Source organism: Pseudomonas sp. JS3066 (genome assembly GCF_036328175.1).
Classification (GTDB): domain Bacteria; phylum Pseudomonadota; class Gammaproteobacteria; order Pseudomonadales; family Pseudomonadaceae; genus Metapseudomonas.
The window spans coordinates 5,833,031-5,847,335 of the sequence record NZ_CP143312.1 but is presented as its reverse complement, the minus strand read 5'-3'; the positions used below and the strand labels follow the sequence as shown (position 1 = coordinate 5,847,335).

The 14,305-nt window shown below is 63.5% G+C and carries 15 protein-coding genes; 7 read left to right on the top strand and 8 right to left on the bottom strand.

Translation table 11 applies throughout. The annotated features are described in order from the left end of the window. Nucleotides 1–7 precede the first annotated feature (7 nt). The 3 genes from SA496_RS27470 to SA496_RS27460 all read left to right on the top strand — a co-directional run bounded on the left by SA496_RS27470 (nucleotide 8) and on the right by SA496_RS27460 (nucleotide 4,045). A complete protein-coding gene (locus tag SA496_RS27470; protein ID WP_120653565.1) occupies nucleotides 8–1,051 on the top strand; it encodes an ABC transporter substrate-binding protein in 1,044 nt (347 codons plus the stop codon). Nucleotides 1,052–1,587: 536 nt separating this feature from the next. Beyond that, nucleotides 1,588–2,979, top strand: coding sequence for an APC family permease (locus SA496_RS27465; RefSeq protein ID WP_153918737.1), 1,392 nt, complete (start codon nucleotides 1,588–1,590; stop codon nucleotides 2,977–2,979). Between the two features lie 34 nt (nucleotides 2,980–3,013). Further along, nucleotides 3,014–4,045: a histone deacetylase family protein gene (locus tag SA496_RS27460; RefSeq protein WP_120653567.1), complete on the top strand. Its 1,032-nt coding sequence runs from the start codon at nucleotides 3,014–3,016 to the stop codon at nucleotides 4,043–4,045. 57 nt (nucleotides 4,046–4,102) lie between these two features. Here SA496_RS27460 and SA496_RS27455 read toward each other — a convergent pair whose 3' ends face one another. From SA496_RS27455 to SA496_RS27440, 4 genes are all read right to left on the bottom strand, one after another. After that, a complete protein-coding gene (locus SA496_RS27455) occupies nucleotides 4,103–4,450 on the bottom strand; it encodes a NirD/YgiW/YdeI family stress tolerance protein (protein WP_120653568.1) in 348 nt (115 codons plus the stop codon). A 115-nt stretch (nucleotides 4,451–4,565) separates the two neighbouring features. Next, on the bottom strand, nucleotides 4,566–5,507 hold the full coding sequence (locus tag SA496_RS27450) for an SdiA-regulated domain-containing protein (RefSeq protein WP_120653569.1): 942 nt from the start codon (nucleotides 5,505–5,507) through the stop codon (nucleotides 4,566–4,568). An 85-nt stretch (nucleotides 5,508–5,592) separates the two neighbouring features. Next, complete coding sequence (locus tag SA496_RS27445; RefSeq protein WP_153918731.1) at nucleotides 5,593–6,258, bottom strand: fumarylacetoacetate hydrolase family protein; 666 nt, start codon at nucleotides 6,256–6,258, stop codon at nucleotides 5,593–5,595. A gap of 66 nt (nucleotides 6,259–6,324) precedes the next feature. Continuing rightward, on the bottom strand, nucleotides 6,325–7,716 hold the full coding sequence (locus SA496_RS27440) for an FAD-binding oxidoreductase (protein ID WP_120653571.1): 1,392 nt from the start codon (nucleotides 7,714–7,716) through the stop codon (nucleotides 6,325–6,327). 188 nt (nucleotides 7,717–7,904) lie between these two features. Between SA496_RS27440 and serA the strand changes: the two genes are divergently transcribed. After that, entirely contained in the window at nucleotides 7,905–9,134 is a 1,230-nt protein-coding gene (serA, locus tag SA496_RS27435) for a phosphoglycerate dehydrogenase (protein ID WP_120653572.1), read from the top strand. Between the two features lie 82 nt (nucleotides 9,135–9,216). Here the strand turns inward: serA and SA496_RS27430 are convergent, their stop codons facing one another. Next, on the bottom strand, nucleotides 9,217–9,648 hold the full coding sequence (locus SA496_RS27430) for a DUF4399 domain-containing protein (protein WP_280358634.1): 432 nt from the start codon (nucleotides 9,646–9,648) through the stop codon (nucleotides 9,217–9,219). A 125-nt stretch (nucleotides 9,649–9,773) separates the two neighbouring features. Here SA496_RS27430 and SA496_RS27425 point away from each other — a divergent pair, with 125 nt between their 5' ends. Next, nucleotides 9,774–10,304 (top strand): transporter substrate-binding domain-containing protein, encoded by a 531-nt coding sequence (locus SA496_RS27425; RefSeq protein WP_120653574.1) that lies wholly within the window; start codon nucleotides 9,774–9,776, stop codon nucleotides 10,302–10,304. Nucleotides 10,305–10,307: 3 nt separating this feature from the next. Here the strand turns inward: SA496_RS27425 and SA496_RS27420 are convergent, their stop codons facing one another. Continuing rightward, nucleotides 10,308–10,799, bottom strand: a complete 492-nt coding sequence (locus SA496_RS27420; protein ID WP_330114768.1) for a DUF523 domain-containing protein — start codon at nucleotides 10,797–10,799, stop codon at nucleotides 10,308–10,310. A gap of 222 nt (nucleotides 10,800–11,021) precedes the next feature. Here SA496_RS27420 and SA496_RS27415 point away from each other — a divergent pair, with 222 nt between their 5' ends. Then, nucleotides 11,022–11,579 carry a DUF6160 family protein gene (locus tag SA496_RS27415; protein ID WP_330114767.1) on the top strand — a complete coding sequence of 186 codons (558 nt, stop codon included), beginning with the start codon at nucleotides 11,022–11,024 and terminating at the stop codon, nucleotides 11,577–11,579. A gap of 12 nt (nucleotides 11,580–11,591) precedes the next feature. On the opposite strand, the gene SA496_RS27410 is transcribed toward SA496_RS27415, so the two are convergent. After that, entirely contained in the window at nucleotides 11,592–12,209 is a 618-nt protein-coding gene (locus tag SA496_RS27410; RefSeq protein WP_120653577.1) for a 2OG-Fe(II) oxygenase, read from the bottom strand. 206 nt (nucleotides 12,210–12,415) lie between these two features. Between SA496_RS27410 and SA496_RS27405 the strand changes: the two genes are divergently transcribed. Then, the gene (locus SA496_RS27405) at nucleotides 12,416–13,171 is read left to right on the top strand and encodes a hypothetical protein (protein WP_330114766.1); all 756 of its coding nucleotides are present in this window, start codon (nucleotides 12,416–12,418) and stop codon (nucleotides 13,169–13,171) included. An 80-nt stretch (nucleotides 13,172–13,251) separates the two neighbouring features. Here SA496_RS27405 and SA496_RS27400 read toward each other — a convergent pair whose 3' ends face one another. After that, nucleotides 13,252–14,193 carry an alpha/beta hydrolase gene (locus SA496_RS27400; protein ID WP_120653579.1) on the bottom strand — a complete coding sequence of 314 codons (942 nt, stop codon included), beginning with the start codon at nucleotides 14,191–14,193 and terminating at the stop codon, nucleotides 13,252–13,254. Nucleotides 14,194–14,305: the final 112 nt, after the last annotated feature.

The window sequence follows — 14,305 nt, the reverse complement described above, 5'->3', positions numbered from 1 at the left end:
CTTGACCATGACACGTCGTACCCCGCTCGCACTTGCCGTACTGTTCGCCTCCGGCCTTGCCGGCTCGGCCCAGGCGGCAGGGACCCTGCACTTCGCCAACTGGTCGGACTACTACCCGCCGGAGCTGTTGAAGAAATTCGAGAAGGACACCGGCATCAAGGCCACCCTGGATGCCTACGACAGCAACGAGACCTTGCTGGCCAAGCTCAAGGCAGGCGGCGGCGCCTACGACGTGGTGGTGCCGTCCGATAGCTTCATCCAGATCATGGCCGGTGACGGACTGCTGCAGAAACTCGACAAGACCAAGCTACCCAACCTGAAGAACCTCAAGGCCAACTTCCAGACTCTCGACTTCGACCCTGGCCACGACTACAGCGTGCCTTACCTCTGGGGCACCACCGGCTACAGCTATGACAGCAAGCAGGTGCCGGGCGGCAAGCTGGACGAGAGCTGGAAGCCCTTCTTCGAGCCATCGGCCGAACTGAAGGGCAAGGTTGTCGCGTTGAACTCAATCGAAGACCTGTACATAGCCGCGTCTCACTATCTGTCGATCGACCAGTGCACCGAAGATCCGAAGGAAGCGAAGAAGATCCAGGACCTCCTGCTGGCACAGAAGCCGCTGCTCGCGATGTACAACAGCGATGGCACCATCGAGCGCATGGCCGCCGGCGAAGTGGCCATGCACATGCAGTGGAACGGCGCCTTCCATCGCGCCCACGCCCAGCGCGAAAGCCTGGTCTACGTCTATCCGAAGGAAGGCATCCACGTCTTCATCGATAACCTCGTGATCCCCAAGGACGCGGTGAACGTCGAGGAAGCCCACGCCTTCATCAACTGGATGATGCTGCCGGAGAACATCGCCGCCGCCTCCAACTTCGCCAAGTACAACAACGCCATCGAGGGCTCGGACAAGTTCATGGAGAAGGAGCTGTTCGACGATCCGGCCATCAACACCCCGCAAGACAAGCTTGATCGCCTGCGTACCTTCAAGCTCTGCTCGCCCAAGGCCCTGAGCCTGCGCAGCAAGGTATGGACGAAGCTGAAGAAGTAAGCCCCATTCGGAAGGGTGCGCGCAGCGCACCCTTCCCATTCTCGCCTGTCGCCCCCCGGTTCACGCCCAGAGCTTGCCGGGGAGCTGTCGCTTTTCAGATCGACCCATGGCGCCCTCCGAACCCTCGAATGATGGACTGGCGGAGCGCAGGACACCCTACGCACTGGTTCCTTCTTTCTTAGAGAGAGTCGTTACTCCGGCCAGCCATATTGGCCATTTCGATCCCTTTTTGACCCTTTGCGGGGTTCTTCGACTTGCCGGGCGCTGACAAAATCGAAGCGCATGCCACTAGCGGGCGCCTCACTGCGGCGCCGATTCAACAAAAAAAATGGCTAGAGAGATATGACGATGTCCCGTGCACCTGCTCCTCGAACCGCCCTTCCCTCTTCCGTCCAACGGACGCCGCAACTCCACCCTTACTGAATGCCCGCGCACAGCCGGATGCGCAACGGACCCGGCCTCGCACGCGCATGGATGGCTCGCATCGCGACCCAGGCGCCGCCCAGCGGCGCGCAGTAGATTGGAGAGAAGAATAAATGCCCACCCCGTCCGCCGGCCTCGAAAACAGCGGCAGCGTGCCCAACGATTTCACCCACAGCGCCCAGGGAACCTCCCTGCGCCGGATACTCGGGCTGCCCGCCCTGGTGTTCTTCGGCCTCGTCTACATGGTGCCGCTGACCATCTTCACCACCTACGGCGTGGTCACGCAGATGACTGGCGGCCGCACCGCCCTGGCCTACGTGGTCACTCTGCTGGCGATGATCTTCACCGCCTTGTCGTACAGCTTCATGGTCCGTCGCTATCCCATCGCCGGCTCCGCGTACTCCTATACCAGCCTCAGCTTCGGCGCCGGCGCGGGCTTCCTCACTGGCTGGTCGCTGCTGCTGGATTACCTGTTCCTGCCGATGATCAACTACCTGGTGATCGGCCTGTTCCTCAACGTGGCCTTCCCCGAAGTACCGGCCTGGGTCTTCGTGGTCAGCGCCATTGCCCTGGTCACCGCACTGAATGTTCGCGGCATCAATTCGGTGTCGAGCATGAGCAACCTGATCGTGGCCGCCCAGGTGATCTTCGTCCTGGTGTTCCTGGCCATGGCCGGCAAGAGCCTGTTCGGTGCCCCCATCGATTTCACCGCGCCCTTCGTCGGCGACGGTAGCCAGCCCGGCCTGGCGCCCCTGATGGCTGGTGCGGCAGTGCTCTGCCTGTCGTTCCTCGGGTTCGATGCGGTATCGACGCTGGCCGAGGAAGCCCGCGATCCGAGGCGCGACATCCCGCGCGCCATCGTCATCACCACCCTGATTGCCGGCGTGCTGTTCTTCGTCCTGGCGCTCGTCGCCCAGTTGGTATTCCCCGGCAGCGCCTTCCAGGACGTGGACGCCGCGGCCAATGAAGTGATGCTGAAAGCCGGTGGCCAGTTCCTCGCGGCCTTCTTCACTGCCATCTATGTTGCCGGCTCCGTCGGCTCGGCCCTGGCTTCCCAGGCCTCGGTGTCGCGCATCCTCTACAGCATGGGTCGCGACGGCATCCTTCCGCGTCGCCTGTTCGGCACCCTGTCCGGGCGCTTCCAGACGCCGACTACTGCCATCCTGATTGTCTCGGCTGTATCGCTGCTGGCGGTGGTTATCGACCTCGCGACCCTCGCTTCGATGATCAGCTTCGGCGCCCTGGTGGCCTTCTCCGCCGTGAACCTCGCGGTGATTCGCACCCACCTGTTCGACCGCCGCCCGCGCCAGTCGGGTGACCTGTTGCGCTACGGCCTGATCCCGGCCATCGGTTTCGCCCTGATCGCCTGGCTCTGGACCAGCCTCTCGGGCCTGACCCTGGCGATCGGCCTCGGCTGGTTCGTCGTAGGCGTGGCCTACCTCGCCGTGCAGACCAGCGGATTCCGCCGCAAGGCGCCGCACGTGCAATTCTCCGAATTCGAATGACCCAGATGAAACCGCTAGCCGAAAGGAGACGCTGATGCTGACGATCTATTCCGACGACCACCACCTGCACCACGGCAAGCACGAACTGATCGGGGGCCAATTCACCCCCTGCTTCGAGAAGCCAAGCCGCGCCGACATGGTGCTGGACCGCGCCAAGGCGGTGAACCTCGGCCCCATCCAGGCACCAGTTGACTTCGGCCTGTCGCCCATCCTGCGGGTGCACAGCGAAGGGTTCGTGAACTTCCTGAAGAACGCCTGGAGCGACTGGCAGGCCAAGGGCCGCAGCCATGACATGCTACCCATCGCCTGGCCGACCCGACGCCTGCGCCAGGTGGAACCCACCGACATCGATGGGCGCTTGGGCTACTACTCCTTCGATGCTGGCGCGCCCATCACCGCTGGCACCTGGCAGGCCATCACCAGCTCTGCCAATGTTGCCCTCAGCGGCGAGGCGGAACTGCGCAAAGGTGCTCGCGGCATCTTCTCCCTGTGCCGGCCACCGGGCCACCACGCCGCCGCCGACTACATGGGCGGCTACTGCTACCTGAACAACGCCGCCATTGCCGTGCAGTCCATGCTGGACGCTGGCGCCAAGCGGGTCGCAGTGCTGGACGTGGACTACCACCACGGCAACGGTACCCAGGACATCTTCTACGACCGCGCCGACGTACTCTTCACCTCGATCCACGGTGATCCGCGCTTCGAGTACCCCTACTACCTGGGCTTCGCCGACGAAAAAGGTGTGGGTGCGGGGGAAGGCTTCAATTTCAACTACCCACTGGCCTCGGGCATCGACTGGTCGGTATGGAGCCTCGCCCTCGCCGACGCCTGCCGGCAGATCGCCGAATACGCCCCAGATGCGCTGGTGGTTTCGCTGGGTGTGGACACCTACAAGGAAGACCCCATTTCGCAGTTCAAGCTGGATAGCCCGGACTACCTGCGCATGGGCGAAATCATCGGCAAGCTCGGCCTGCAGACGCTGTTCGTAATGGAAGGGGGTTATGCGGTGGAGGAGATCGGCATCAACGCGATCAATGTATTGCAGGGGTTCGATAGCGTGGCGTGAGGGGCCCTGGGAAATGGCATTTGTGGGGGCGAAATCATTCGCCCCCACAGAGTTTTATCAGTTGACCCGCTCGACGAATTCCACATCCACCTCGCGACCCATCAGGTCGCGATCCACTTCGCCGGTCAGCTTGACCGTAGCCTTGTCGTCGATGGACATCGGCGGCCAGTCTTCATCGTCGATTTCCACTTTCATGGTGCCAGTGGAGTCCTTGAACTCATAGATATCACCCTTGATGCGCTTGACGATCTGCCCCTGCAGCACCACCGGTGCATCGTCGGCGGCCTCCAGCGCGGCCGCGACAGTGGTGATCTGGGAAGTGGCGCCGGGGCCGGTGTAGCTGTTGGCCAAGGCGGCGGTGGAGAACAGCGGTACGGCCAGCAGAGCGAGGTATTTGGTTTTCATGGAGGTGTTCCCGTGCGTTCGTAGATGACGGGATCAGGCTAGGGCGGCCAGCTGAAACGAGGCTTAAAAGGGCCTTAAGCGAAGCTTAAAGACAGGCGCTCCCGGTGATCAGGATTCACCTGGTGGCTCGCCACCCGGCACTGGCCACCAACTCCTTGCGGAACACGTAGAACAGGTTTGGCTCACTGACGACGTAGATGTCGCCACTCTCGTCCATGGCCACGCCTTCGGCGCGGGGGATGCGGTTTTCCAGGCCATTCATGCCGCCGAGCAAGCTGATGAAGCTGACAGGCTCGCCCTGCTCGTCCAGCTCCAGCAGCAGATTGGACTGGGCGGAGAGCACCAGCAGATGGCCGGTGCGCGGATCGATGCTGAGTGCGGAGAGATTGCGCATACCCAGGCCATAGCTGGGCAACGGTCGAAGTACATCGCTGAGGCCTTCGCTGCCGTCGCTGCCGAGGCTGAACAACGCAACGGGGCCACGCTCCTTGCCGAGAATAAGCCGGCCCTGGGCCGGGTCCCAGGCGATGCCTTCGAAGCCCTTGTTGCCCGAGTCGGGGAAACCGAGGTCGAACTCAGGCGTACTACCGGCGCTCAACTCGCGGGTTTCCGGGTCCAGCTCGAAAATCGACAAGGTGCGGCGGCGTTCATCGGTCACCGCAACATGGCCACCTTCCAGCACGGCTACACCTTCGGGGTTGGAGAAGCCCTTCAGTGGAATCTTGCGCAGTACCTCGCCGTCTCGGCTCAGCTCCACCAGGGTGGGTGACTTGCCGGTGACGGTGAACAGGGTACCGGTAACCGGGTTGTAGGCCAGGTCGGAGGTTTCGTCGTTCTCCAGGCCCGCCAGGGGCTTGCCCTGCAGCACGGCCTTGTAGCCTGGCAGCCAGATGCTGGCGGCGCGCTGCTCCTGGCTCACCTGCTGCTCGCCGAACCACACCAGCGCACGGTCATCCCAGTGCATGTACCGGGTCAGCGCGGTGGCGCCGGCTGCAACGGCGACCAGGCCCAGGATCAGTCGGCGACGGCGAACGAACGACAGAAGGCGGCGCGGCATCGGGTACTACTCGAAGAAGGGGTCGGCAAGAGATAGCCAAATGCCAGTGAAAGTTCCGTAAAACCCCGACCGGCGGTCGGCCGGGTCAGATGACCCGGCTTTCGAAACTGCTGTGCCCTACCAGCTCCAGCACCAGCTCATCGCCCTGGTTCAGCGGGCCAACGCCCACCGGAGTACCGGTGAGGATGACGTCGCCCGGCTGCAGGCTGAAGTGGCCGGCCATGTGCTGGATGAGCGGCAGGATGGCGTTGAGCATGTCACGGCTGTTGCCGTCCTGGCGGACTTCTCCGTTGACGCTCAGGCGGATGCCGATGTCGTCGAGGCGCTCCGGGGCGTCGCCCGGCACGAAGGGCGCCAGCACACAGGCGCCATCGAAGGATTTGGCGATTTCCCAGGGCAGGCCCTTCTCCTTCAGTTTCGCCTGCACGTCGCGCAGGGTCAGGTCCAGTGCCGGGGCGAAGCCGGAAATGGCGTCGCGCACTTCCTCTTCATCGGGACGGCGCGACAGCGGCTTGCCGATCAGCACAGCGATTTCTGCCTCGTAGTGCACCGCACCACGATCCAGCGGAATGCTGAATCCACCCACCAGCGGCACCACGCAGGAACCGGGCTTGATGAACAGCAGCGGTTCGGTCGGCACGGGATTGTTCAGTTCCTTGGCGTGCTCGGCGTAGTTACGACCGACGCAAACCACCTTGCCCAGGGAAAAGTGGATAGGGGTGCCATCGACATACTGGTGCTGGTAGCTCATTTACCGACTCCTGAACGGTATCCATACGAAACAGGCGGTGGATCGCTCCACCGCCTGCCTGTCTGCTCAACTAAAGATTTTTCCGGGGTTCATGATCCCGTTGGGATCGAACACTGCCTTGATCGCCTTCATCACGGCAATCTCAGGCTCCGAGCGGCTATAGCCGAGGTAATCGCGCTTGGTCATCCCCACGCCGTGCTCGGCGGAGATGGAGCCGTTGTACTTCTGCACGGTCTCGAACACCCACTTGTTCACGGTGGCGCACTTGGCGAAGAACTCGTCCTTGGACAGGTTATCCGGCTTGAGAATGTTCAGGTGCAGGTTGCCGTCACCGATGTGGCCGAACCAGACCACTTCGAAGTCCGGGTAATTGGCTTCGACGATCGCATCGATGTCGTGCAGGAAGGCCGGCACTTTGGAAACGGTGACCGAAATGTCGTTCTTGTATGGCGTCCAGTGGGAGATGGTCTCGGAGATGTACTCGCGCAGCTTCCAAAGGTTCTGCAGCTGTTGCTCGCTCTGGCTCATGACGCCGTCCAGCACCCACCCCTGCTCGACGCAGTGCTCGAAGGTGGCCAGGGCATCGTTGGCGACTTCTTCACTGGCGGCTTCGAATTCCAGCAGCGCGTAGAACGGGCAATCGGTCTCGAAGGGCGCCGGCACGTCGCCGCGAGCCAGGACCTTGGCCATGGCCTTGTCGGAGAAGAACTCGAATGCGGTGAGGTCCAGCTTGCTCTGGAAGGCGTGGAGCACCGGCATGATGGAATCCAGGTCCGGCGACCCCAGCACCATGGCAGTGAGGTTCTTCGGCGCGCGATCCAGGCGCATGGTGGCTTCGACCACGAAGCCCAGGGTGCCTTCAGCGCCGATGAACAGCTGGCGCATGTCGTAGCCGGTGGCGTTCTTGATCAGGTCCTTGTTCAGCTCCAGCAGGTCACCGGCGCCAGTGACCACTTTCAGGCCGGCGACCCAGTTGCGGGTCATACCGTAGCGAATCACCTTGATTCCGCCAGCATTGGTGCCGATGTTGCCGCCAAGCTGGCTGGAACCGGCGGAAGCGAAGTCCACCGGGTAGTACAGGCCCTTTTCCTCAGCGAAGTTCTGCAGCTGCTCGGTGATCACGCCCGGCTGGCAGACCACGGTGCGGTCGAACTCGTTGAATTCGAGGATCTGGTTCATATAGTCGAAGGCGACGACCACTTCGCCGTTGGCCGCCACGGCTGCAGCGGACAGGCCGGTACGACCGCCGGACGGCACCAGCGCCACCTTGTGCTGATTGGCCCAGCGAACGATGGCCTGGACCTGCTCGATGCTCTTGGGAAACACGATGGCGCTGGGCGCGGGGGCGAAATGCTTGGTCCAGTCCTTGCCATAGGCGTCCAGGGAAGCGGCGTCGGTCAGCACCTTGCCGGGTTCAACCAGGGTCTTCAGCTCTTCGATCAGGGCAGCGTTGGTCATCAGCGAAACTCTCAAATCATTCATGGTCGCCCTGAGAACGTTTCAGGTCGCAACCGAGCAAGGAAAAAGGAGATCATGCTAGCATACGCACCCCGCGAATCGTGCGCTCCAGCCGACTTTCCGGGTAGCAGCCCGCGCTCCCCCACGGCCCGCTTCTGACATTTTTACCGGGATACATAGGTACGCAGATGAGCAAGACCTCTCTCGAAAAGAGCAAGATCAAGTTCCTTCTCCTCGAAGGCGTCCACCAGAACGCCGTGGACACCCTGAAGGCCGCCGGCTACACCAACATCGAGTACCTCAAGGGCGCACTCTCGGGTGACGAACTGAAGGAAAAGATCGCCGACGTGCATTTCATCGGCATCCGCTCGCGCACCCAGCTCACCGACGAGGTGTTCGACTGCGCCAAGAAGCTCATCGCCGTCGGCTGCTTCTGCATTGGCACCAACCAGGTCAACCTCAATGCCGCCCGCGAGCGTGGCATCGCCGTATTCAACGCCCCATACTCCAATACCCGTTCGGTAGCCGAACTGGTGCTGGCCGAGGCTATCCTGCTGCTGCGCGGTATTCCGGAGAAGAACGCCTCCTGCCACCGCGGCGGCTGGATCAAGTCCGCAGCCAACTCCTTCGAAATCCGCGGCAAGAAGCTGGGTATCGTCGGCTACGGCTCCATTGGCACCCAGCTCTCCGTGCTGGCCGAAGCGCTTGGCATGCAGGTGTTCTTCTATGACACCGTGACCAAGCTGCCGCTGGGCAACGCCACCCAGGTGGGCAACCTGCACGAACTGCTGGGCATGTCCGACATCGTCTCCCTGCACGTGCCCGAGCTGCCATCCACCCAGTGGATGATCGGCGAGAAGGAAATCCGCGCCATCAAGCCGGGCGGCATCCTGATCAACGCCGCCCGCGGCACCGTCGTGAAGCTGGACGCCCTGGCCGAAGCCATCAAGGACGAGCACCTGATCGGCGCCGCCATCGACGTGTTCCCGGTCGAACCCAAGTCCAACGACGAGGAGTTCGAGAGCCCGCTGCGTGGCCTGGACCGCGTGATCCTGACCCCGCACATCGGCGGCTCCACTGCCGAAGCCCAGGCCAACATCGGCCTGGAAGTGGCCGAGAAGCTGGTGAAGTACAGCGACAACGGCACCTCGGTGTCCTCCGTGAACTTCCCGGAAGTGGCCCTGCCGTCCCACCCGGGCAAGCACCGCCTGCTGCACATTCACGAGAACGTGCCGGGCGTGATGAGCGAGATCAACAAGGTGTTCGCCGACAACGGCATCAACATCTCCGGCCAGTACCTGCAGACCGACGAGAAAGTCGGCTACGTGGTGATCGATGTCGATGCCGACTACTCGGACCTCGCCCTCGAGAAGCTGCAGCACGTGAATGGCACCATCCGCAGCCGAGTCCTCTTCTGAATCGGGGCAGCTGCGAGTCGGCGATTATTCGCCGGACATGAAAAAGGGAGGCCTCGGCCTCCCTATTTCTTTTCCGGCGTCTTTACTTGACGATCACAGTGATCTTTTCCGCTATCACCGGCGGGTCCAGTGGCACATGGTTCTTGTCCCCCACCAGCAGTTGCAGGCTGTGTTTGCCGGGCGGAAGGGTGACCTGGGTTTCGGTCTGGCCCTTGCCGAAGTGGCGGACGTTATCGGTCATGGGCAGGGGCATATCCATCGCTGGCGCCTGGTCCAGGTCAATCAGCAGGTGGTGATGGCCAGTGGCGGGCGCATCGACGCCAGCCGGCGCGACGCCCATGCCCTGGAGGCCGAATTTCACCGTGAAGGTCTGGCCAACGGTGGCGCCATCAGCCGGTTCGATGAAGTACACCTTTGCGCCATCCGGCGCCGGGGTGCGCGGAACAGCCGCGTGGGTGGCGGTGGCGGCGCCAAGCAGCAGGGCGCCAAGGCTCAGGAAAGACAAAGTCCTCATTACACATCTCCATGTTTTTGTGAGCCAGACACCAGACCCGATGCAACCAGTTAGGTTCACTCGCTGTCCGAGCAAGGCGCTGCACCCGCGCCAGCGAAAAACATAACGAGACGAGGAAGTTCCCCATGCGCCTGCTTTACTGCCTGCCCACTCTATTCGCCCTATTGAGCCCCCTGGCCCAGGCCGAACTGCTTGACGATGTATGGGAACGCGGCAGCCTGCGCATTGCCCTGGAGGAGAACAATCCACCCTACAGCTACCGGGAAAACGACAAACTGACCGGCTTCGACGTGGCGCTGGGGCGCGCCCTGGCTGCGGAGATGAATGTGGATGCGGAGTTCGTCGTGGACGACGACGGCAAGATGCTCGAAGGCTTGCAGAGCGGTCGCTACGACATTGCCCTGGACCGCGTCGCGGCACCAGCTGAGGGCGAGCAGACCCTGGAGTTCAGCGAACCCTACGTCTTCCCGGTAAGCGAGAGCGAGGGCAACCTGGCGCAGCCTATGACGATTCCCTTCCAGAAGGGCAATCCCGCCTTCCGCGACACCCTCAACCGCGCCCTGACCAAGCTGCGCAGCGAGGGCAAGCTCGGTGCGTTGTCTGCGCAATGGCTGGGCAAGGATCTCAGCCAGCCCCCGGCTGCCGCCAAGCGTTGAACCTCAGTCTTCGTCCAGTTCGGCCAGGCGTGCAGCCGCCTGGGCCAGTTCCTCTTCGCTGAAGACTTCGACACCCGCGCGGCGCAGGGCTGCGGCGGTAACGCCTTCACCGGCGACTCGAACGCCGCTGAAACTACCGTCATAGTTTTCCCGATTGCCGCAGGATGGGCTGCGGGCCTTGAGCAACGCGATACGGATGCCGTTACGCGCCACCAGATCCAGAGCGATGCGCGCACCGGTGACGAACGCGTCGGTCACATCCTGGCCGTCGTCGGTGAGCACCGGCAGCTCGCCGTCCAGCACAGCGGCGCCGCGACCGCCGGCGATCTCGGCCGCTGCCCGCGGCGTCGGCAAGCCACCGGCCACTTCCGGGCAAAGCGGCACGATGCGCCCCTCCGCCTGCCAGCGCTCCAACAGGTCGAACGGGCCGTGGGCGCCACCGTCATAGCGTACTTTCTGCCCAAGCAGGCAACGACTGACCAGGATCTTCTGCATATTCATCTCCAGAGGGGCGCCTTCGAGGTCACCCCGGGTAACAACTGCGCCACCTGCGCGAAGTGGCGCCTGATCGAAGGTAGGGCCTGGGCCCGTTAACTGCCAAGCCGTTCTCAAAGGCAGGCGACAGGATTCCCCATCCTTCGGCGGGAAGCACTCTTCGCCACTGGCTGTGGCTCCCGCGGCCCTCCAGACTGCGCGCAACCTGTACAGGAGCGTGCCATGCCCAGAACAACGAACTACCTACGACTCGCACTGGCTTGCGGCACCGCCCTGCTCAGCGGCACCGGCCAGGCAGCCCTTGAATCCCTGGATAACCAGGCTCTCAGCGAAATCAGCGGCCAGGCCGGAATCAACCTGCGCCTGGATGTCATGGCGCGCATCGACAGCATCAGCTGGAACGACGATGGCGGCAGCCTGTCATTGCGTAATGTGCGCATCGACAACGGCTGCCTCAAGCCTGGCGACTGCCCCAATGGTGCGGGCGGCGGCTTTCCCCTGGGCGCTGCGCAACTCGGCCTCACGCTCCCCATCTTCGGCGTCGATCAGCCGACCCTGAAGGTCGACGTGGTGAAGAACTCAGCCGGTACCCAGCAAGTCCGCCTGGAACTGCCCGATCTCACCACCATCAACGAACAACTCCAGGGCAGTGGCATTCCGGCCCAGCGCATCCGCGTGCGGGTCGCCGCCGACATGCACATTGGCGAAAGCCGGATCGGTAGCCTGGAAATTCGCGATATCACCGACCTGCGCGGCAACTTCAGGGTCTGGGGCCACTGACAGGCACGAGCTTCAGAGCGGCCCGCCGCGGCGACGGAACCATCCGGCGAGGGACAGGCGCTCGCGGTTCGCCGGCAGGACCTCATGGGGCAGTTCCGCGGACAGGAACACCACCAGGCTGCCGCCCTCGGGCAGCACATCCCGTTCACCTTGCGCCAGGTACAGGCGCAAGGCACCGCCCTGCTCCGGCTGCCAGTCGGCATTCAGGTAGGCCACCACCGACACGGCCCTGCGGTCATCGTCGCGGAAACGGTCCAGGTGCTTCTGGTAGAAGGCCCCGGGCGGATAGCAGGCGAAGTGGCATTCGAAATCTTCCAGGCCCAGGTAAAGCTCACGGTTGAGGAGCTGGCGCAACTCGTCCATCAACGCAAGATAGGCATCACTGGCGGCCGACTGGCCGGGCTCCAGCCACTGGATACGATCACCGCGCACCCCTTCACGAATCTGCTGCCCTTCGCCACGCCCGACGGAAGCGGGCGCGAGTGTTCCGGCAGCCCCGCGAGCACGGCACTCATCCGCGAGGGCATTGGTGAGGTCGACGGGCAGCATCAGGCACTGGTGGGACCAGCCCTGGCTGGCCAGGTCATCAGCGATCGGGGTGAGCACGGGGTGATCTGCGGGTAGCGGCATGATTCCGGAATTCTACCAGCGAGCAGGAAATTACCTACATACACCGATGAAGATTCCGACACCTCGACAATAAAGCCCGAGTCCGCTGAGAATAGCCGCACGCTCAACCCCGCAACGCCCACCCGCCGCCACCGCCCTGCCCGCCGAACCGATGCCGTACGCGTGGGTCCGATACGAACAGCGGACTGCGTCATCAAGGAGACCCCATGCGCCTGCTCTTCGCCGTCACCCTCCTCCTCTTCGGTTTGCCTGCCCTGGCCGACGACCACGCCAGCCTTTACCAGGCGGCCGGCTGGCCGGAGCAGCGCGCGCACTTCAACGACGCCCTGACGGCGGCCCAGCAGCGTTACCAGAAGACCTTGCCGCCGGCGGTCTACCAGGCACTGGTGGACAACAGCAACCGTCGCTTCCAGCCCCAGGCCATCGACCAGCGCGCCCAGGTTGCGCTGCGTAGCCAATTACAGGACCCGCGTCCGGCACTGACCTTCTTCCAGTCGCCACTGGGCCGCAAGATCATTGCTGCAGAAACCCTGGCCACCCGCCGCGACCAGTTGGCGATGCACGCCAATGGCCTGCCGCGCATCGAGGCCGAAGCCACCCGCCGTCTGCTCATTGGCCACCTGGCCCAGGCCTTGCCGGCCCGTGAAGCCGGTGCGGAGGTCAGCCTGGCGCTGGCCGGCGTCGCTGCCGACAGCCTGAGTCAGATGCTTCCCGGCCTGCTCGGTGGCGGCCAGGCCCAGGGCATGATCGATGGCCAGCGCCAGCGCCTGATGGAGCAGATCGGCAACGATCTGGATAACACCCTGCTCTACGTCTATCGCGACCTTTCCGACCCGGAACTGGAAGAGTTCGTCACCTTTGCCGAATCAACCGACGGCAAGGCCTACTACCAGGCCGCGCTGGCCGCCGTGCGGGCCGGCCTTGCCGTGGGCCAGGACGCCTCCGCCAAGCAGGGGCTCTGAACGTTTCTCGCAGGTTGGCGCTGAGCGCAGTGAAGTCCGACAAAGGGGCCTTCAAGCAGCTCCGCCCCCACCTACGAAAACTACCCCAGCCTTTCTCGCAAGAAACTGAAGTACCGCTCCCGATAAGCCGGCGATTCATTCACCAGGTGATGGCCGGCCCCCTCCAGCATTAGCACTTCGGGCTGGTCGAACTTTTCAGCCAGCACCGCCAGGTTGTGACGCCAGTCCACCGTCATGTCACCGTCCCCCTGGATCACCAACGGCCGGCGCCGGCTGCGTTGCGCCTTCTCGATACGGGGCACCCAGCGTGCCAGGGCACCGACCCAGGCAGTGGGCAGGGTTTGTGGCTGCAGCGGGTCCTTGTGGTGGACGAATTCGATGAACTCGGCATCGCTGGAGTTGACGCTGAATCGACGGGGAATGCCTTCGACGAAATGCCGCATCAACTGATAGCTGAACTTCGACCAGGCCCAGGCACGCGGCCGCACCAACGGGGCGAACAGCAGGGTCTCGCCCAGCTCCGGGCGTGGCGTACCTGTTAGCAGGTAATCCAGCAGGATTGCACCGCCGGTGCTCTGCCCGGCCAGGTGCCAGGGCTGTGGCAGGCCCAACGCGTCAGCCTCGCCCAGCAGGGCCTGGAGAGCGGCCTGATACTCGGCGAAATCGCCGATGCTGGCCCGCGTCCCGCTGGACAGCCCGTGGCCGGGCAGGTCGCAGGCGATCACCGCGAAGCCCATGGCAAGCGCCCAGTCCACCAGATGGCCATAGAGTCCCATGTGGTCGTAGTAACCGTGCAGCATCACCAGGCTGGCGCGCGGCTCGGGCGGCAACCAGAGCTGGGTCACCAGCGAGTATCCGGCTGCCTCGACGCAACCCAGGCGTGCCTGCACCCCCGGATGGCGCGTAGCAAAGTCCAGCCGGTAAAAGGTGCGGTAGGTCTGTGCCTGGCGCAGGTCAGCGCCGCCTGCGGCCAAGGGTCGCAACAACGGGCGCAGGAGATCGGGCTGGAACGGGTCTGGCATCGGGCTTTCCCTGGATGAGGCAATTCTGTCCACAGGACCGCATGGGGTCCTGGCCGGCTGCCGATATTCTGCTGCCCGACGCAACGTGGCAAGCTACGCGCCCCCGCACAGG